The 18,659-nt window shown below is 69.7% G+C and carries 18 protein-coding genes; 7 read left to right on the plus strand and 11 right to left on the minus strand.

Annotation, left to right across the window (positions count from 1 at the left end; translation table 11 throughout):
* Positions 1 to 17 precede the first annotated feature (17 nt).
* The 6 genes from AC5P1C_RS30535 to AC5P1C_RS30560 form a co-directional block, all read right to left on the minus strand.
* Positions 18 to 1,256, minus strand: coding sequence for a GDSL-type esterase/lipase family protein (locus AC5P1C_RS30535; protein ID WP_493869175.1), 1,239 nt, complete (start codon positions 1,254 to 1,256; stop codon positions 18 to 20).
* Between the two features lie 152 nt (positions 1,257 to 1,408).
* A complete protein-coding gene (locus tag AC5P1C_RS30540; RefSeq protein WP_493869176.1) occupies positions 1,409 to 1,978 on the minus strand; it encodes a TetR/AcrR family transcriptional regulator in 570 nt (189 codons plus the stop codon).
* Between the two features lie 148 nt (positions 1,979 to 2,126).
* Positions 2,127 to 2,345, minus strand: coding sequence for a TetR/AcrR family transcriptional regulator (locus tag AC5P1C_RS30545; protein ID WP_493869177.1), 219 nt, complete (start codon positions 2,343 to 2,345; stop codon positions 2,127 to 2,129).
* Positions 2,346 to 2,383: 38 nt separating this feature from the next.
* On the minus strand, positions 2,384 to 3,910 hold the full coding sequence (locus AC5P1C_RS30550; protein ID WP_493869178.1) for a DEAD/DEAH box helicase: 1,527 nt from the start codon (positions 3,908 to 3,910) through the stop codon (positions 2,384 to 2,386).
* A gap of 162 nt (positions 3,911 to 4,072) precedes the next feature.
* Positions 4,073 to 4,276 (minus strand): cold-shock protein, encoded by a 204-nt coding sequence (locus tag AC5P1C_RS30555; protein WP_100598391.1) that lies wholly within the window; start codon positions 4,274 to 4,276, stop codon positions 4,073 to 4,075.
* Between the two features lie 278 nt (positions 4,277 to 4,554).
* The gene (locus AC5P1C_RS30560) at positions 4,555 to 4,980 is read right to left on the minus strand and encodes a MarR family winged helix-turn-helix transcriptional regulator (RefSeq protein WP_493869179.1); all 426 of its coding nucleotides are present in this window, start codon (positions 4,978 to 4,980) and stop codon (positions 4,555 to 4,557) included.
* Between the two features lie 79 nt (positions 4,981 to 5,059).
* Here AC5P1C_RS30560 and AC5P1C_RS30565 point away from each other — a divergent pair, with 79 nt between their 5' ends.
* Complete coding sequence (locus AC5P1C_RS30565) at positions 5,060 to 5,995, plus strand: MBL fold metallo-hydrolase (RefSeq protein WP_493869180.1); 936 nt, start codon at positions 5,060 to 5,062, stop codon at positions 5,993 to 5,995.
* 324 nt (positions 5,996 to 6,319) lie between these two features.
* Positions 6,320 to 7,429, plus strand: coding sequence for a sugar ABC transporter substrate-binding protein (locus tag AC5P1C_RS30570; protein ID WP_493869181.1), 1,110 nt, complete (start codon positions 6,320 to 6,322; stop codon positions 7,427 to 7,429).
* A gap of 21 nt (positions 7,430 to 7,450) precedes the next feature.
* On the opposite strand, the gene AC5P1C_RS30575 is transcribed toward AC5P1C_RS30570, so the two are convergent.
* Both AC5P1C_RS30575 and AC5P1C_RS30580 read right to left on the minus strand, forming a co-directional pair.
* Complete coding sequence (locus AC5P1C_RS30575) at positions 7,451 to 8,413, minus strand: ankyrin repeat domain-containing protein (RefSeq protein WP_493869182.1); 963 nt, start codon at positions 8,411 to 8,413, stop codon at positions 7,451 to 7,453.
* Positions 8,414 to 8,477: 64 nt separating this feature from the next.
* Entirely contained in the window at positions 8,478 to 9,413 is a 936-nt protein-coding gene (locus tag AC5P1C_RS30580) for a LysR family transcriptional regulator (RefSeq protein WP_493869183.1), read from the minus strand.
* A 264-nt stretch (positions 9,414 to 9,677) separates the two neighbouring features.
* Between AC5P1C_RS30580 and AC5P1C_RS30585 the strand changes: the two genes are divergently transcribed.
* Together AC5P1C_RS30585 and AC5P1C_RS30590 are read left to right on the plus strand one after the other, a co-directional pair.
* Positions 9,678 to 10,430 (plus strand): sulfite exporter TauE/SafE family protein, encoded by a 753-nt coding sequence (locus AC5P1C_RS30585; RefSeq protein ID WP_493869184.1) that lies wholly within the window; start codon positions 9,678 to 9,680, stop codon positions 10,428 to 10,430.
* Between the two features lie 127 nt (positions 10,431 to 10,557).
* Positions 10,558 to 11,034 (plus strand): carboxymuconolactone decarboxylase family protein, encoded by a 477-nt coding sequence (locus tag AC5P1C_RS30590; protein WP_493869185.1) that lies wholly within the window; start codon positions 10,558 to 10,560, stop codon positions 11,032 to 11,034.
* Positions 11,035 to 11,049: 15 nt separating this feature from the next.
* Here AC5P1C_RS30590 and AC5P1C_RS30595 read toward each other — a convergent pair whose 3' ends face one another.
* Entirely contained in the window at positions 11,050 to 11,988 is a 939-nt protein-coding gene (locus tag AC5P1C_RS30595) for an AraC family transcriptional regulator (RefSeq protein ID WP_493869186.1), read from the minus strand.
* A 71-nt stretch (positions 11,989 to 12,059) separates the two neighbouring features.
* Complete coding sequence (locus AC5P1C_RS30600; RefSeq protein WP_493869187.1) at positions 12,060 to 12,983, minus strand: NADP-dependent oxidoreductase; 924 nt, start codon at positions 12,981 to 12,983, stop codon at positions 12,060 to 12,062.
* A gap of 288 nt (positions 12,984 to 13,271) precedes the next feature.
* Between AC5P1C_RS30600 and AC5P1C_RS30605 the strand changes: the two genes are divergently transcribed.
* From AC5P1C_RS30605 to AC5P1C_RS30615, 3 genes are all read left to right on the plus strand, one after another.
* Entirely contained in the window at positions 13,272 to 13,619 is a 348-nt protein-coding gene (locus tag AC5P1C_RS30605; protein WP_493869188.1) for a DoxX family protein, read from the plus strand.
* 172 nt (positions 13,620 to 13,791) lie between these two features.
* Entirely contained in the window at positions 13,792 to 14,307 is a 516-nt protein-coding gene (locus AC5P1C_RS30610; protein ID WP_493869189.1) for a lytic polysaccharide monooxygenase auxiliary activity family 9 protein, read from the plus strand.
* 174 nt (positions 14,308 to 14,481) lie between these two features.
* Positions 14,482 to 15,657 (plus strand): serine hydrolase domain-containing protein, encoded by a 1,176-nt coding sequence (locus tag AC5P1C_RS30615; RefSeq protein ID WP_493869190.1) that lies wholly within the window; start codon positions 14,482 to 14,484, stop codon positions 15,655 to 15,657.
* A 143-nt stretch (positions 15,658 to 15,800) separates the two neighbouring features.
* Here the strand turns inward: AC5P1C_RS30615 and AC5P1C_RS30620 are convergent, their stop codons facing one another.
* Positions 15,801 to 18,659: an NHLP bacteriocin export ABC transporter permease/ATPase subunit gene (locus tag AC5P1C_RS30620; protein WP_493869191.1), complete on the minus strand. Its 2,859-nt coding sequence runs from the start codon at positions 18,657 to 18,659 to the stop codon at positions 15,801 to 15,803.

Genomic DNA, 18,659 nt, shown 5'->3' on the forward strand with positions numbered 1-18,659 from the left:
CGCGGGAGCGGCGGAGGCTAGGCGTTGCGGGCCGCGAAGGCGCCGGTGGACGTGAACGCCAGCTTGGCGAAGCGCTCGCCCATGCGGCGGTGGGTGGCGGCGTCCGGGTGGAGCTGGTCGGGCAGCGGCAGCTCGGCGGAGTCGTCGTCCCCGTACAGGTCTCGGCCGTCGAGGTAGTAGAGGTTGGGGTCCTCGGCCGCACGCTGCTCCACGATGCGGGCCAGCTCGTCGCGGATGACACCCAGCGTCAGCTTCCCGCTCGCACGCTCCGCCGGGTCACCCATGGCCACGAACCGCAGTCGTCCGGAGCTGACGGACGTGAAGTCCGGCGCGCTGGGGCCAGGTGTGTCCTCATGGATGGGACACAGGATGGGCGAGACGACCAGGAGCGGCGCCGTGGGGTGGCCTTCGCGGATGGTGTCGAGGAAGCCGTGGACGGCGGGGGTGAAGGCACGCAGGCGCATCAGGTCGGCGTTGACCAGGTTGATGCCCATCTTGATGCTGATCAGGTCGGCGGGAGTGTCACGCAGGGTGCGGGCGACGAACGGGTCGAGTAGGGCGCTGCCGCCGAAGCCGAGGTTGATCAGTTCCACGCCGCTGAGGGATGCGGCGAGTACGGGCCAAGTGGTGGTGGGGCTCGCCGCGTCGGAGCCGTGGCTGATCGAGCTGCCGTGGTGCAGCCACACCTTGCGGCCCTGGTCCGGCACAGGCTCGATGGGTGCGTCGGTGCGCAGCGCAACGAGTTCGGTGGCCTCGTTGTGCGGCAGCCAGATCTCGATGTCCTTGTCGCCGTCGGGCAGTTCGGCGAAACGGAGAGTGCCGACCGGGCCGGGGCTGCGCTCGGCGGATCCTTTGGTCATGTCGATGGTCAGGGTGTTGCCACCGCTGACGCTGCCCTGACCGGCGAAGCGGCCGTCGACGAGCAAGTCGTACAGGCCATCCGGGCGGGGCGGGGCGCCCACATAGACGCGCTTGGTGGGCAGCGCGTCCAGTTCGAGGGCGGTGGCCCGGGTACGGAAGACAAGGCGTACGCCGGAGGGTTGAGCCTCCGCCATGGCCAACTGCCCGTCGGCGAACTGGGCGCGGGCCCATGCGGGCAGCCTGTGCGGCAGGATGCCATGCTCGGTCTGCTCCAGGTCGAGGGCGCCGCGCACGATGCCCGCGGTGATGGGTGTCGTGATCCAGTCGTGCTCGGTCTTCGCCGTGTTCGCTGTGTTCGCTGTGTTCGCCGTGTTCGCCGTGTTCGCCGTGTTCATCGTCAACTCCGCCTGCTGATCAAGGTATCTGGGTGGTGGTCGGGAGCGCTGCAACGCCGGTAGGCCGATACATCGGTACGTCGCTACTCCCACGGGAGCCGGCTCGCGCCGCAGTTCAGTCGACCGCCGCGGCCAGTCAGGACGCAGGGCGTTCAGGACGCAGGCCAGTTCCGCAGCAAGGCATCAAGAGCATCCAGGATCCGCGACCACGTCTCCTGCGAGTCGGGCTCGCTGTGGCTGAAGCCTCCCGACATCTCCAGGCTGACGTAGCCGTGGAAGACGCTGCCCAGCATCCGCACCGCGTGGGTCTGGTCGGGCTCCGTCAGGTCGTAGCCCCGCAGGATCGCACGCGTCATCTGTGCGTGCCTGACCCCCGCGCTGGCGGCCGCTGTCTCCGGGTCGAGTCTCAGCTGAGCCGCGGCGTATCGCCCGGGGTGCTCGCGGGCGTAGTCGCGGTAGACGTTCGCGAACGCGGTCAGAGCATCCTTCCCGGCCCTCCCGGCCAGTGCGATGGCGCCCCGGTCGGCGAGTTCCTCCAGGGAGAGGAGGGCGATCCTCGTCTTGAGGTCCTGGGAGTTCTTCAGATGCGAGTACAGACTCGCGACCTTGACGTCGAACCGCCTGGCCAGCGCCGAGACGGTCACCTGCTCGAACCCGACCTCGTCGGCCAGCTCCGCGCCGGCCTGGGCCAGGCGCTCGGTGGTCAGTCCTGCACGAACCATTGCCCGCCCTCTCCTGTGCCCCGCAGCTCCTTCGGCATAATCGACTATGCACCTGCCTAATACCTTTAGGCAAATCGGCGAGCTAGAGAGGAGGAAGCCATACAGGAGGAGGGCCGCAGCACCATCAGCCCTTCAGCCGTTCAGCCGTTCACAAGTCCGGACACCGCTCCGGGTCGGTGAGATCCATGTCCACGAGCAGGCACAGCGCCGACCGCAATCGCTCTTTTACGGGCCCCGGCTCTTCGAGCATCTCGATGAGAGCCGAGGCCCGGCTGTCGCGGTAGCGGCGCAGCGCCCGCTCAAACAGTGCGTGCTTGTTGCCGAAGGTGTTGTAGAGACCGCCCTTGCCGTTGCCGAGCGCGTCCACGAGGTCCTGGGGCGTGGTGGCGGCATACCCCTTGCGCCTCAGGCAGCGCGACGCACCCGCGCGGCCTTACGCGCCTCCGCCATCTCGCGGGATTCAGCGGTCCTGCGGGAACCTCCGCCGGAGCGGCCGGGCTGCCCGGGACGCGTACCCATCCCCCGGAAGGGAGCACCGCCGCGCTTGGGGCGCTCCGTGCTGGGCGCGCTGCCGGCGATCGGCACTCCGGAGGGGGCCTTCGCGCCGGTGATCCGGCTCAACTCGGCCTCGCCGGAGCGGACTTGGGTGATCTGCGGCCTGATTCCGGCAGCGGACATCAGACGGCTCATGTCGCGCCGCTGGTTGGGCGTCACCAGGGTGACGACGCTGCCGGACTCACCGGCACGTGCTGTGCGGCCGCCGCGGTGCAGGTAGTCCTTGTGGTCGCTGGGCGGATCGACGTTCACGACCAGGTCGAGGTTGTCGACGTGGATGCCGCGGGCCGCGACGTTCGTGGCCACCAGGACCGACACGGCGCCGGTCTTGAACTGGGCGAGGGTGCGGGTGCGCTGCGGCTGGGACTTGCCGCCGTGCAGCGCCGCAGCGCGTACGCCGCTGCCCATCAGGTGCTTGGTGAACTGGTCGACGGCGTGCTTGGTGTCGAGGAACATGATCACCCGGCCGTCGCGCGCAGCGATCTCCGTGGCGGTCGCCATCTTGTCGGCGCCGTGCACGTGCAGTTCGTGGTGCTCCATCGTGGTGACCGCGCCCTTGGAAGGGTCGACGGAGTGCACGACGGGGTCGTGGAGGTAGGTGCGCACCAGCAGGTCGACGTTGCGGTCGAGCGTGGCGGAGAACAGCATGCGCTGGCCGTCGGGGCGCACCTGGTCGAGCAGTTCGGTGACCTGGGGCATGAAGCCCATGTCGGCCATCTGGTCGGCCTCGTCCAGGACGGTGATGCTCACCCGGTCCAGACGGCAGTCCCTGCGCTCGATGAGGTCCTTGAGGCGTCCGGGCGTGGCGACGAGCACCTCGGCCCCTGACCGCAGCGCGCCGGCCTGCCGGCCGATGGACATGCCGCCGACCACCGTGGCGAGCTTCAGTTTCAGGGCACGGGCGTACGGCGTGAGTGCCTCGGTGACTTGCTGGGCGAGCTCCCGGGTGGGGACGAGGACCAGCGCGAGGGGCCGCTTCGACTCGGCGCGCTGACCGGCGGTGCGCACGAGGAGCGGGAGCCCGAAGGCGAGGGTCTTGCCGGATCCGGTGCGGCCCCGGCCCAGTACGTCCCGGCCCGCGAGGGCGTTGGGCAGCGTGGCCGCCTGGATGGGGAACGGCTCGGTGACGCCGAGGTCGGTGAGGGTCTTCAACAGCGGGGCGGGCATGTCGAGTTCGGCGAAGGTCTCCACGGCGGGGAGACCCGGGGTCATGGTGACCGGCAGGGCGAACTCACCCTGGGGGGCGGCGGGACGGCGTCCCTGGCCGCCGGAGCGGTTGCCCGATCGGGGGCCGCCTTGACGGGCGCTGGCGCCGCGGGAGCCGCCGCTGTTGCGGGGGTTGGAATAGCGGTCGTTCGTGCGAGCTGAACGGTTCATTGAGAACCTTCCTCGATATGGCACGCATCGAGGAATTCTCGGTGGATTTCAACCGAACGAATTGCAAGCACGAGCCGAATAAAAGAAAAACTTCTGTAAACAGCAACGAGCTGGTGCCCGCACCGTGAGGTGCGGGCACCAGCGTCGTCTTACGCTTCAGCGTCAGGCAGGAACGATGTTCTCGGCCTGCGGGCCCTTCTGGCCCTGAGTGACATCGAAGTTCACCTTCTGGCCTTCCTGAAGCTCACGGAAGCCCTGGGTGGCGATGTTCGAGTAGTGGGCGAAGACGTCCGGGCCGCCACCCTCCTGCTCGATGAAGCCGAAGCCCTTTTCCGAGTTGAACCACTTCACGGTGCCAGTAGCCATACTAAATATCTCCTTCGGGGCAAGCCCGGGACCCGCACTGTGCGAACCCCGGCGTCGCCACGTTGATTGCCCCGTCCGGAAAACTTCTCCGGAAATACAAAAGTGCCCGGCGGAATTTGTTCCACCAAAGGCACTTGAAGTCTTATGGGAACCACAACTGCAACTACGATCAACAGTAGCACGAGATGGCCTTCACGGCACGGGCAACCTCTGCATATTTCGCCCGACCGGCCGTGGACCCACACCACATTGCGGAGATCTTCGGACCTCCGGTCTCATCAGGGGCGAGAAATGGCCCGCTGGAGCAGGCCCCGCAGGGCGTCCTGCTCCTTTTGCGTGAGCCCTGCGAGGGGCGAGCCCTCGGCGAGGAGCCCCAGAAGCCGCTCCCGCAGTGACACACCCTCGGGCGTGAGCACCAGCTGCTTGGCGCGTCGGTCGGAGGGGTGCGGGCGGCGCACGATCAAGTTCTGCTTCTCCAGCTTGTCCACGACGAAGGTGGCGTTGGAGGGTTCGCAGCTCATGCGCTCGGCCAGCTCCCGCATGGTCATGGGCCCCGCGAGCTCCCGCAGCGCGGTCGCCTGCGGCGCGGTGAGCCCCAGCCTGACCGCCCGCTCGCGCAGGTGCTCCGCGATCTGATCGGCCATCCCGTTCACCAGGCCGCACAGCTGCCGCTCGGCGATGACCTGCGCTTCGGGGTTCGTCATGCCGCCAAGACTAGCAAGTGCATCCAGTCTGGATATTACGAGCTTGAATGATTCAAGCTAGATGCATATGGTTGCCCCCATGACCACTCACTCCCAGCACCAGCCCGCGACCGCACGGCTGCGCCGGCCGTCCGGCATCCGCTCTCTGCGACTCGGCGAGACGAAGGTGACGTATGTACCCGATGGATCCGTCCAGCTCACGCCGCGCGGCTGGCTGCCGGACACCACCGACGAGGACTGGGCGGCCCACCCCGAGTACCTGGACGAAGCCGGCCACCTCGCGGCGGGCATCGGCGGCCTCCTGGTCGAGCAGGGGGAGCGCGCGCTTCTGATCGACACCGGGTTCGGACCGCAGTCGTTCCCGGCCGAGCCGGGCAACGCGATCGGCGCCATCCGAGGCGGAGCCCTCCTGGACAACCTGGCCGCGCTCGGCCGCGACCCCGCGGAGATCGAAGCGGTCGCCTTCACTCACCTGCACGTCGACCACATCGGCTGGGCCCAGCACCACGCCCCTGGCAGCGAGCACCCCGCCTTCACCCGGGCCGACTACCTGGTGGCCGAGCCCGAGTGGTCGCAACGCCACCTCCTGGAGACCCACGGCACGAGCGCGGAGGCGCTCGCCTCGCTGGCACCGAAGGTGCGGACCGTGGCGGATGGCCAGGAGATCTTCCCCGGCGTCCGGGTCCGGTTCATCCCCGGCCACACGCCCGGCCACGCCGCCTACGTCATCACGCCGGGCGGACAGGAGGCGAGAGAAGTAGGGACGAGCGGGCAGCGCCTCATCGCGTTCGGGGACGCTCTCCACTCCCCTATACAGGTGGGCCGCCCCGAGTGGTCCGCGGCGCCCGACCACGACTCCGCCCGGTCCGCGGACTTCCGCCGCCGCCTCGTCGACGAACTCCAGGAGCCCGGCACGATCGGCTTCGGCATCCACTTCGCCGATGTGGTCTTCGGGCGCGTCCGCGCGGACGGGGGCCGCGCCGTGTGGCACCCCATCGACGACGACGGCGCGTAAGGAATCGGCCCCTCCTCCTCGGAGCTACGCCCCCTGGGTCCTCCGGAAGCCCGGACACTCCAACAGGAGTTGACGGGTGGTCAGCAGGGCGGAGCCCGCGTCATGTCGGCAGGTGGCGGCCACTTCCGCAGCTCCCGCCGCCACAAGCGGACTCCACCGCTGGCACGTGTAAATACAGGACGGTTCAACACTGAAACACACATTCCATTGCAATCTCGTTATGTATTGACTCCTTGACGCCGGGAACACTCCGGGGTTGGCTTTCAGCCACCTCGGATCACAACGAAGCGGTCCGATCGAGGAAGTGGGCGAATGAGAACCCGTATGCGTGAAGCCACCGTCGCCGTATCTGTGAGCGCCCTGGCACTCTCGCTCGCCGCATGCGGCAGCCTCCTGGACTCCGGTGACGACGGAGAATCACAGGCCGAGAGGAAGGGTGACGATGTCACCGTCGGTCTGCTCCTGCCAGAGGCGGAGACGGCTCGCTACGAGAAGTTCGACCACCCCATCATCGAGAAGCAGGTCAAGAAGCTCACCAACGGCAAGGGCAAGCTCGTCTACGCCAACGCCGACGGGGACGCCGCCAAGCAGAACGGCCAGCTCGACCAGATGGTCACCGACAAGGTCGACGTGATCCTGGTCAGCTCCGTGGACGCGAAGAAGATCGCGCCGTCGGTCAAGAAGGCGAAGGAAGCGGACATTCCCGTCATCGCCTACGACCGTCTCGCGGAGGGCCCCGTCTCCGGGTACGTCGCCTTCGACAACGAGCTGGTCGGCCAGGTGCAGGGTCAGGCGATCCTCAAGGCGCTCGGCAGCAGCCGCAAGAACAGCAAGATCGTCATGATCAACGGCTCGCCCACCGACCCGAACGCCGCCGTCTTCAAGGAAGGCGCGCTCTCCCAGCTCCAGAACCAGGTGGACATCGCCAAGTCGTACGACACCGACGGCTGGAAGCCGCAGACCGCGGGCGCCCACATGACCGACGCGATCACCGCGATCGGCAAGGACGACATCGCCGCCGTCTACTCCGCCAACGACGGCATGGCGGGCGGCGCCATCAAGGCCCTCAAGGCCGCAGGACTCACCGACCTGCCGCCGGTCACCGGCCAGGACGCGGAGCTTTCGGCCGTGCAGCGCATCGTCACGGGCGAGCAGTACATGACCGTCTACAAGCCCTACCCCGAAGAGGCCGTCGGCGCCGCGCAGATGGCGGTCCGGATCGCCCAGGGCCGCATGGTCGAGTACGACGCCCTGGCCGGGGACAAGTCCGACAACGCCACCACGAAGAACATCCCCTCCCTCCTGGTCTCGGTGCGCCCCCTGACGCGGGACACGATCAAGTCCACGGTCATCGAGGACGGCATCTACAAGACCCAGGAGATCTGCACGGCCGAGTTCAAGGCGGCGTGCGCGACCGTCGGCCTCAAGGGCTAGGCACCGGGGCGTGCCCGGCGCTCAGTGCCAGTAGTCGCGCTGCGGCAGCTTCAGCCATATGTCGGGCGGGCCGGTGACGGCGCGGGCGTCGGTCAGGCGCAGGCCTACGTAGGCACAGGAGTAGGCCACGGCGCTGTGGCGGTAGAGGTACGAGGCGAGGACTTCCTGTGCTGAGTCGTCCTCGTCGGGTTCGCCTCCCGGGTGCAGGTCCGAGGCCTCCATCGTGCCGTCACGGGCGATGCTGCCCTGGTTTCCGCTCTTGGGGTTGGCATAGAGGCCGTAGCAGACGGTGCCCGTGGAGAGCAGGGTCTGCACGCCGGGCATCTGCGGTGCGTAGCCCCAGGGTTGGGTGATGACGCAGCCGCCCGGTACGTCCGTGGCGCCGATGATCTGCAGGGACTCGTCCGTGTCGTACGACCACGGGTCCTCTGCGAAAGCATCCAACTCCGGGTCTTCATAGGGCTCGGCGCCCAGTCGGCGTGCGGCCTCGGCCGCGTCGATTCCGGCCACGCACGCCAGGCCCATGCCGTCGTAGTCCAGGTCGCCCAGGGCCGCTGTCAGCCGTCTGCCCTCTGTCGCGGCGGCGGCCTCGGCCGGGGTGAGTCCGTGCTCCCCGGCCGGAACCCGGAAGAGGTCCGGCGTCGGTCCCGCCATGCTGAGCCTGCCCGGGGACCAGCCCGCGAGCACGGGCCGCCACGGGTCGGCCCCGGCGGCGACCAGCACCCGCGCGTTGTCCGCGCGATCGGACAGGACCGCGGACCAGAGGGCGGTGCAGCCCCACTCCGCCGCGTCGATGTCGTCCACACGGCGGGCCAGTTCGGCGACGACCTCCGGTGAACCGGACACCGCCGCCCGGTGCAAGGGGCTGCCACCGCCCCACACATTCGGGTCGGCCCCGCGCTCGAGACACTCACGCACCCGCGCGCGGTCCCGCCAGCCGTCCCAGCCGAGACCCGCCCAGGCGTCGACCTCTCCAACAGCCATGACACTCCCCCTCGTGGTGATCCCAGCACCTGTCATCGTGTCGTCGTCCGCCACTCACCGAACGCTACATACGCCCACTGACAATCTCCCCCGACGCCTGCTCGGGGACGCGTGCGCCCGCGCAGTTGTGGCTGACCGTGTCCGCGAAGGCCTTGGCCAGAGGAGACAGCGCGTCCCAGCGGCGTACCGCCCATCCGGTCCACAGCGTGGGCAGTTCCGGGATGGGGATCAGGCGCAGGTCGGGGTGGCCTGGTCCGCGCCAGCCCGGCAGGTCGGGGACGATGGCGTGGCCCAGGCCGAGTTCGGCGAGCAGGAGTGCGGTGTCCCAGTCGGCGACGCTGGTGTCGGAGGCCGGGCTGATGCCGCGCTCGGTGAACCACGCGTCCAGGCGCGCACGGGAGGTCGTGCTCTCCGGGAGCCCGATGAGCTGGATGCCGGCCAGGTCCGCTGTGGTGATCAACCGGCGGGTGGCGAGGGGGTCTTCGCGGTGGACGGCAAGCACCCAGGGAAGCTCGATGACGGGGCGCTGCTCGATGCCCTTCACCGGTGCGCCGAGGGAGATCCAGGCCAGGTCGAGGCCGCCCGCGATGAGGGCGTCGAAGCAGCTGCGGCTGGAGTGGGCGGTCTCGAACTCAAGGCTTACCTGGGGATGGCGGCGGCGGAAGGCCACGATCGCCTCGGACATGAAGTGCCGCACCGTGGTGGCACCGGTGGTGATCCGCACCGACCCCGCCTCACCGCGCACCAGGTCGCTCAGGCGGCGCAGCGCGTGGTCGATGTCGCCCAGGCCACCGGCCGCCGCGTTCTGCAGGAGCAGTCCGGCCGGGGTGGGGACGACCCCGCGCGGGTGGCGTTCGAGCAGGCTGAGCCCCAGCTCCCGCTCCAGGCGTCTGATGTGCTGGCTGACCGCGGGCTGCGTGCAGGAAAGGTCGCGGGCGACGGCGCTGAGGCTGCCCGTTCGGCAGACGGCGACGAAGACACGCAGGTCATCGAGAGTCATGAAGGGTGAAGCTACAGCTTGGGGGTCTGCAAGGAAATCCGAGGATTGACTTGGGTGTTGGGCCAGCGGGACGATCTTCCCGGGCCCAGGGCGGCAACCCGGCCCGGTCCGTACGTCTTCCGGAGGACATGCGGGACGGGACGGGTGCCGACCCGTCGGCTCCCGCAGCAGACGCCGCCGCAGACTCTGCGCCGACTCCGCACCAGACTTCCGTCCCGGGCTGCCCGCGCTCCGGTACGCCGACCGTCCCGGGAAGGGCGCTCCATGCACGTACTCGAGACAGTGGCCATCGCGGCCGCGGCCGTCGCGGCAGGCGGCATCAACGCGGTGGTCGGCTCCGGCACCCTGATCACCTTCCCCACGCTGCTCGCCTTCGGCTACCCGCCCGTCCTCGCCAACGTCTCCAACACCATCGGGCTCGTCCCGGGCGTGATCAGCGCGGCGTACGGATACCGCGCCGAGCTCAAGGGCCAACTGCCCCGCCTCATCAAGCTCGGCATCGCGGCGTTCGTGGGCGGCGTCGTGGGAGCGGTGCTGCTCCTGAAGCTGTCCGCCGACACGTTCCGCGCCGCGATACCGGTGCTGATCCTGCTCGCCTGTGTCCTGGTGCTGTTGCAGCCCCGCCTCCAGAAATGGCTCGCACGCAGCGACGGCCGCGGCCGGGATGACGGTGGGATCCCCCTGGTGGCGGGCGTCGTGGGCGCCGGCATCTACGGCGGCTACTTCGGCGCGGCTCTCGGCGTGCTGTTGATGGGCCTGTTCGGGTCGTTCCTCCGGGATGACCTGCAGCGCCTGAACGCTGTCAAGAACGTCCTCGCGTCGCTCGTGAACGGTGTCGCCGCGGTCATCTTCATCGCGGTGGCGACCGTCGACTGGACGGTGGTCGGCGTCATCGCCGTCGGCTCGACCCTGGGCGGCCTGATCGGCGCGCGGGTGGGCCGCCGTCTCTCACCGGCCGTACTGCGCGGGCTCATTGTCGCCGTCGGTGTGACGGCAGCCGTCGCCGTGGTGGTGTGAGCACGCCCGACCGACAGGTGTGAGCACGCCGACCAAGAGGAGACGCACGTCACACTCGTCCCTGTCGAATCAGGCCGGGCCGCTCCGTGTAGGAGGTGTAACCGCCACCGACACCAAGGAGTGCGTCATGGAAGCCCGCTTGAACCTCTTCGGCAGCCCGCTCGCGGCCAAGGCCCTGAAGCACATCGCCTCGGCGAGCAGGGTGATCATCTCGGAGTCGACGCTGCCGTCCACGACCCAGGACCTGGTGATGCTCCGGGCGAGTCAGATCAACGGCTGTGGTTTCTGCACCGACATGCACACCAAGGACGCCGTGCACGCCGGGGAGAGCCCGGTGCGCCTCCATCTGGTCGCCGCCTGGCGGGAGGCCAAGGTCTTCACCGAAGCCGAGCGCGCCGCACTGGAGTTGACGGAACAGGGCACCCGTATCGCCGACTCGGCGGGCGGTGTCGCCGACGACGTCTGGGCGAACGCGGCCAAGCACTACGACGAGGAGCAGCTCGCCGCACTGGTGTCGCTCATCGCCCTGATCAACACCGCCAACCGCCTCAATGTGATCGTCCAGCAGCCCGCGGGCGACTACCGTCCCGGCCAGTTCGGGTGACCCGAAAGCGAAGGGCTAGGCCGCTCTGTTCTGGCGCCGGTAGCCGCCCGGCGCCAGGCCGTACTCCCGTTTGAAGGCCTTGGCGAAGGCGAACTCCGAGCCGTATCCGGTGCGGGCGGCGACCGTGGTCAGCGGTGCGTCGGACTCGCGCAGCATGCGGGCGGCGGTCGTCATGCGCCAGCGGGTCAGATAGGACATCGGCGGTTCGCCGACCAGCGCGGCGAACCGCCGGGCGAACGCGGCGCGGGAAAGGCCGACCCGCTCCGCCAGGGACTCCACCGTCCACGGGGCCGCGGGGTTGTCGTGCATGGCCGTCAGGGCGGGCGCGACCGCCGCGTCGCCCAGGGCCGCCGCCCAGCCCTGCGTGGCGGCCGGAGGCTGGTCGTCGAGCCAGGCCCGCAGGATGTAGAGCAGCAGCGAGTCGATCAGCGTGGGCACGATGCCGTCCGAGCCGATGCGCGGGTTCTCCAGCTCGGACCCGAGGAGTTGGACCGCCGCGCTCAGTTCCGGGTGGCGTCCGTGCCGCGTCGGCAGATGGATCACCTCGGGCAACTGGCGCACCAGGGGGTGCGCGCGCCCTTGGTCCAGGTGGTAGCTGCCGCACAGCAGCCTCGTCTCGGCACCCTCGCCGCCGAGTGTGATCGAGCCGATCGGTGAACTCTCCTGGAACTGCGCGCTCTTGCACTCCTCTGCCGGGGTGGAGGGGTGGTCGGCGAGGATGTGTCCCCGTCCGCCGCGCAGGAAGATCACATCTCCGGGGTTCAGCGGAATCGGCTCCACGTGCGGCGGCGCGTCGGGCAGAGGTACCAGCCAGCAGGTGCCGTACAGGACCACGTGGAACCCGGCGCCCTCGACCGACGGCAGGCGCAGGCCCCAGGGGGCGCGGCCGTTGGTCCGTACGGACGCCGGGTGCCCGGTGCGCATCGAGGCCAGCGCCTCGGTGAGGATGTCCATCCGGCCTCGCCCTTCCTGGTGCCGCGTGCGGCTCGTCGTGAGCCGCCTGCCACGCATCGCGGTCGGCCCGTTCAGACCGTCAGGACAATCTTGCCCTGTACGTGTCCCGCGGCGACCAGTTCGTGTGCCTTGCCGGCCTCGGCCAGCGGGAACGTCTCCTGGACGTGGGGACGGATCCGGCCCGCGTCGATCAGCTCGGCGACCGCGTCGAGCCCGGCGGAGTCCGGTTCGACCATGACTCCGGCGAAGCGCCGTCCGGTAGCCTCGACACGGGTGGCGAGCTCCCGGTCGCCGTGTTCCAGGATGCTGATGAGTACGCCGCCGGGGCGCACCACACCGAGCGAGAGATCGCCCTGGGCCGTGGAGTCGAGGAACACGTCGACGTCCTTGACGACCTCGGTGAAGTCGGTGGTCCGGTAGTCGATGATCTCGTCGGCGCCGAGGCCGCGCAGGAAGTCGTGGCGGCTCGCTCCGGCGATGGCGATCACATGGGCACCGCGTGCCTTCGCGATCTGCACCGCGAAGTGGCCGACCCCACCGGCCGCCCGCTGGATCAGCACCCGGTCGCCCTCCTTGACCTCCGCGGCCCGCACCAACCCCTGCCAGGCGGTGAGCGCAGCGAGAGGGACGGCGGCGGCGTGCACGTGGTCGAGCGAGGCGGGCTTGCGGGCCAGGTGGCGGGACGGCACGGTGACGTACTCGGCGTACCCGGTGGCGGCGCGGGGGAAGAGCGGCATCCCGTACACCTCGTCGCCCACCGCGAACACGGCGCCGGGAGCCGCCTCTTCGACCACTCCGGAGATGTCCCAGCCCACACCGAACGGCGGCTCGCCGATGAGCGGGAAAGCGCCCGACCTGACGGCCACGTCCGCCGGGTTGACGGCACTGGCGTGGACCTTGACGACGACTTCGCCGACCAGCGGCTTCGGCCGATCGGTCGTCACGACCTCGAGGACCTCGGGGCCGCCGAAGGACTTCTGGATCACTGCGCGCACGGTAACGCTCCCTGGGTTTCATGACCTGCTCGGCGGCCGGGATGGGCTGCTTCGCTTGATGTCCTCAACCGTAGGGAGATCGAATGAGTCGAAGAATGGCCTTCTGTCTCCTCCACATGTCCCATCGTCTTGCCGACCGGCACCCTCGGCCATAAGTGCCCCAGGTCACACCGGGAGCGGCGTTCGCCGGTCACATTCCCGCGTCGCGGCCCGTCAGAGCAGTGACGCACTCAAGACGCCCGGCCGGAGCAGATCCGCCGAGGCATCCACCCGATGGGAGCACTTCTGATGTCCACCGCCCATGTTGTCGTCACTGTCCTGGCCGCCGTCATGGTGGGCTTCTCGGCTGTCTCCGTCTTTCTGCGCGCCAAGTGGGTCGTGGAGCCCATGGCCGACTACGGCGTCCCCTTCGCGTGGCTGCCCTGGCTCGGCGCGGCCAAGGCGGCGGGGGCGGCGGGCCTGCTGGTCGGCCTGGCCGTGCTGGCCGTCGGTGTCGCGGCCGGGATCTGCCTGACGCTGTACTTCACCGGCGCCGTCGTCACCGTGATCCGAGCCAGCTGGTACGCGCACATCCCGTTCCCGCTGCTGTACGCGGCCCCGGTGGTCGGGGCCCTGGCCCTGGGCCTTGCCGCCTAGCTCCGGGCGCGACTTCCGCACCATGAGTACCAGCTCAGGGGCAACTTCCGTACCACGGGGAGTACTTGAAGGCTTGACTGAGCCCTGACAACCAGTATGGTCTAGGCCAATGAGTCGACCGAGGCGCCCGGTTGTCTCTCGCCCCTCATCCCCCCACCCAGAGGGAACAGAGATGAACAAGAAGCAGAAGCTGGCAGCCGCCCTTGGCGCGGGATTCGCACCCGTGCTCGTCCTGGCCTCCGTCACCCCGGCCAGTGCGCACGGGTATGTCTCCTCACCCCCGAGCCGTCAGGCACAGTGCGCGGCCGGCACCGTGACCTGCGGCGAGATCACCCACGAACCGCAGAGCGTCGAAGGCCCCAAGGGGCAGACGACGTGCAGCGGCGGCAACTCGCGGTTCTCCGAGCTGGACGACGACGGCAAGGGCTGGAAGGTCACGAATGTCGGCAAGTCACAGGAGTTCAGCTGGAAGCTGACGGCACGTCACAGCACCAGTACGTGGCAGTACTTCGTCGGCGGCAACAAGATCGCCGAAGTCGACGACGGGGGCGCCCAGCCGGGTGAGACCGTCACCCACAAGGTCGACTTCGGCGGGCTCAGCGGCAAGCAGAAGGTGCTCGCGGTGTGGAACATCGCCGACACCGCCAACGCCTTCTACGCCTGTATCGATGTGAACATCGGGGGCTGAGCCCCCGCGCGGGTGGCTCCCCCACACCACCCCACCCGGTCTGCGGAACCGCGGCGCACTCGCGCCGACGGCCCCGCAGGCCGGGCCTCTTTCTGCGCGCGCTTTGCGCGCGTTTCTGCGCGCGCCATGGCGAAATGACGCCCAGCACCGGGGCCGCGCTGGGATCGTGTGCACATGGCCGATTTGCGCAACACACTTGAGTTCCACGTCGACAACGGCTCAGTGGCGGGAGCGGTGGGCCTCGTGGCCCGCGGTGACCGGGTCCAGGAGGTCGCGGCCGTCGGGTCCGTCGACGTCGAGGGCACCTCACCGATGACCAGGGACACCATCTTCCGCATCGCGTCGATCACCAAACCCCTCGTCGCGGCGGCCGTCATGATGCTGGTCGAGGAGGGCCGCATCGCACTGGACGACCCGGTCGGACCGTGGCTCCCGGAACTCGCGTCGCCGAGCGTCGTCCGTACTCCGGACGCACCGGTGGACGACGTGGTCCCGGCAGTCCGGCCCATCACCGTGCACCACCTCCTCGCCTCGCGTGCCGGACACGGATTCCCGTCCGACTTCTCACTGCCCGCGCTCGCGCCGCTGTTCAGCGAACTGAAGCAGGGGCCGCCGCAGCCGCTGGCCGTCCCGCCCCCGGATGCCTGGATGGCCGCGCTGTCCCGGATCCCGCTGCTGCACCAGCCCGGTGACGGCTGGCTCTACAACCTCAGCTCAGACCTCCAGGGCATGCTGATCTCCCGGGTGACGGGAGCGCCGCTGCCCGAGTTCCTCGCCGAGCGGATCTTCGAGCCGCTCGGGATGACCGACACCGCCTTCTCGGTGCCGCCCGGCAAGATCGACCGGTTCACCAGCTACTACGCGGCCGGGGCCGAGGCCGGACCCGAACGTGATCCCGAGAGCGGTCTCGAACTTCTCGACGCCGCCGACGGACAGTGGAGCACCCCGCCGCCGTTCCCGTCCGGCGCCGGCGGTCTCGTGTCGACGGTCGACGACTGGCTCGCCTTCGGGCGCATGCTGCTCGCCGAGGGCACGGCGGGCGGGCACCGGCTGCTCACGCCCGATTCGGTGCGGCGGATGACCACCAATCACCTCACCGAATCCGAGCGGAAGTCCGCCGGGCTGTTCCTCGAAGGAATGGGCTGGGGCTTCGGCGGGGCGGTGGACATCGAGACCGTCGAACCGTGGAGCGTGCCGGGACGCTACGGCTGGGTCGGCGGCACGGGCACGACGGCACACATCACGCCGTCCACCGGCGCGGTCACCCTCATGTTCAGCCAGCTGCAGATGGGCGGGTCCGGCTTCCCGGAACTGATGCGGGACTTCTGGCGGTACGCGGCCCGGATCTGAGGCGCCAGGGGGCAGGGGCAGGCCCGGACGAGGCGCCTGCCCCAACGGCTGAGCGGGGCTACGCCGGGTTCAGCTCCAGCCGGGGGTTGATTCCCGCGTTCTTCCCGGAGGGAGAGAGCCGCACAGCAGCGGCCCGAGCCGCCTCACTGCATCTGCCGCCGCACCAACTCATGCAGATGCCCGCCGGTGTCCGCCAACAGCTGTGCGGGCGGCCCCTGTTGGACGATCCGGCCCTCCGACATGACGATGACGCGGTCGGCGTCCATCACCGTCGAGAGGCGGTGGGCGATGACGACGCGGGTGGCGTTCAGGGCGCGGGTGCTGTCGATGACCGTGCGTTGCGTCTCGTTGTCCAGGGCGCTCGTCGCCTCGTCGAAGAAGAGGACGCGGGGGCGGCGGATCAACGCCTGGGCGATCATCAGGCGTTGGCGCTGGCCGCCGGAGACCGCGCCGCCGCCGGAGATGATCGTGTGCAGGCCCATCGGCATGCGCTTGATGTCCTCGGCGAGGCCCGCCATCGCCGCCGCCTCCCACGCCTCCTCCTGCGTGAACGTCTCGGCGCCGCAGATGCAGTCCAGGATCGAGCCCGTGAGCGGCTGCGCGTTCTGCAGGACGACACCGCACTGGCGGCGGACGGCCGTCTGGTCCAGGGCGGAGAGGTCCTGGCCGTCGTACAGGACGCTGCCGGAGACCGGCTTGTCGAAGCCGATCAGGAGACGAAGGAGCGTCGACTTGCCGCAGCCGCTCGGGCCGACGACCGCCACGAACTCCCCCGGGCGGATGGCCAGGGAGACGTCGTCCAGGACCAGGGGGCCGTCGTCCGCGTAGCGGAAGGACAGCGCGCGGGCCTCGATCTCGCCCTGTAGTTCGCCCGGTTGCGTACTCTCTCCCCGCACCTCCGGTGCCTCGTCGAGCACCGGTTTGATCTGCTCGAACATCGGAAGCACCGAGGCCGCCGAGAGCAGCGCCCCGGTCAGCTGCGTGACGGCTGTCAGGAGCATCGTCACCGCCGTGCTGAAGGTGAGGAACTCGCCCGCCGTGAGACTCCCGCGGGCCGGGCCCGCGAGGAGGATGAACATGATGAGCGTGCAGAGCGGGAGGTAGACCGAGTTGAGGACCGTCGTCACGTTCTTGATGCGGCCCGCGCGCTGCTGCAGCTCCCGGCTGCGTGCGAACTCCCCCGCCCACGCCGCGTACGCGAAGCTCTCCGCGCCGGCGACGCGCAGTTTGGGCAGGCCGCGCAGCGTCTGGAACGCCTGGTTGTTCAGTTTGTTGCTGAGCTCCACCAGGCGGCGCTGCCAGCGCAGTTCCCACAGGCCGAGCGTCAGGAAGATCGCCGCGATCAGCACCAGCATCCCCAGCGCGGCCAGGGCCAGCGGGACGCTGTAGAGCAGCAGCAGGACCAGGTTCATCGCGCCGACCGTGCCCGACTGCAGCGCGACGGGGCCGATGCCCGAGAGGACCCGGCGGATCGCGCTGACGCCCATCGCCGCGCTCGCGAGTTCCCCCGTCGAGCGGGAGGCGAAGAACCGCGTGGGCAGGCGCAACAGCCGGTCCCAGACCGCTGGTTGGAGCGTGCTCTCCATGCGGCCCTCCATCCGCAGGATGGTGAGGTTCTGGAGCAGCATGAAGGCCGCCGAGACGATGCTCGTGATCATCACCGCCAGGGACACCTGGACGATGAGACTCTTCTCGCCGTTCGGGACGAACACGCCGAGGACTTGCCCTGTCGCGATCGGCACAAGCGCCCCGAAAGCGACCGTCACCAGGCCGGCGATCGCCAGGTTGCGTACGTCGCCGCCGGTGCCCCGCAGGCTGAAGCGGAAGAGACGCCACGGCGTCAACGCCCGGTCCGGCAGCGGGCGGTAGAACATGACGCCCTGCGGTTCGAACTCCTCCGCGTTGGTCTTGTCGACGCGGGTGCGCCGCCCGGACGTGGGGTGCACGGACTCGTAGCCGCCGCGCCGCCACAGCAGCGCGACCGGTGCGCCGCTGGCCGCGCGGTGGCCCACCAGCGGGCCGGCGTTCTCGCGCCACCAGCTTCCGTCGAGCCGGACGGCGCGGGTGCGGATCCGCGAGGCCACCGCGACCTGCTCCACCGGGTCGATCCGGTCGCTGACCGCGCCGCCCTCCGCCGCGCCGGACAGCGTGATGCCCGCCGCCTCGGCGACCAGGCGGCAGGCCGCGTACGTCGCGTCGTCACCGCCCCGTGCTTCGCTGCGGCGCGCTCCGCCCCTGCCTGAGCGGCCGATGGAGGCGATCAGGGTGCGGTCGGCCTGCTCACGGACCGTCTCGCCCGCCTTGATGCCGGCGGCCGTGCGGTCCTCGTGGGCCCGCTCCAGGCGTTCGATCCAGCGGTCGAGGGTCGAGAGCAGCCGGTACTGCTGGTTGACCATGCGCTGCCACATCGCAGCGTCGACGAGCAGATCACCCATGGCCTCCGCGCTGTAGGCGGAGCCGTACTGCACACTGCCCGGCGCGACCGGCATCCAGAGGATGTCGTCGTCGGTCACCATGTCGTCGCCCATGGTGCGGCCGTCGAGCGGTGCCTCGAAGAGCACCCGGTGGCTGCGTCCGATGCCGAGCGCGAAGGCGTGCTCCAGCAGGCTGAGGGACTGGTCCTGGGTGTCGTACTGACTGGGGTACTGCTGCTCGTAGGCCCAGGTGTCGCCGTAGTCGGGGCGGTACAGCTCCCGCAGCGGGATCCGGCGCAGCTCGCAGCCCTGGAGGGGGCGTCCGACGAGGGTGTGCTGGGGGCCTTCGACGGGGCCGAGCAGCAGGGTGCCCGGTTCGAGGCGGCCCAGGAAGTGCCAGTGGCCCTGCTGCACGGCGTCGACCGCGAACAGGTCGAGCGCGCCGGCCAGGACGAGCCACAGCACCTGCGGGCCCTCGAGGTGCACGCTGCGCAGGCCCGTGCAGTCGGCCGGTGTGCCGAGCGCGCCGAACGCGGCGGCGACTGCGTCTTGTGCATACGGGGTGTACTGCTCCGGTACCGAGGTCAC

The organism is Streptomyces sp. A18, from assembly GCF_059026065.1.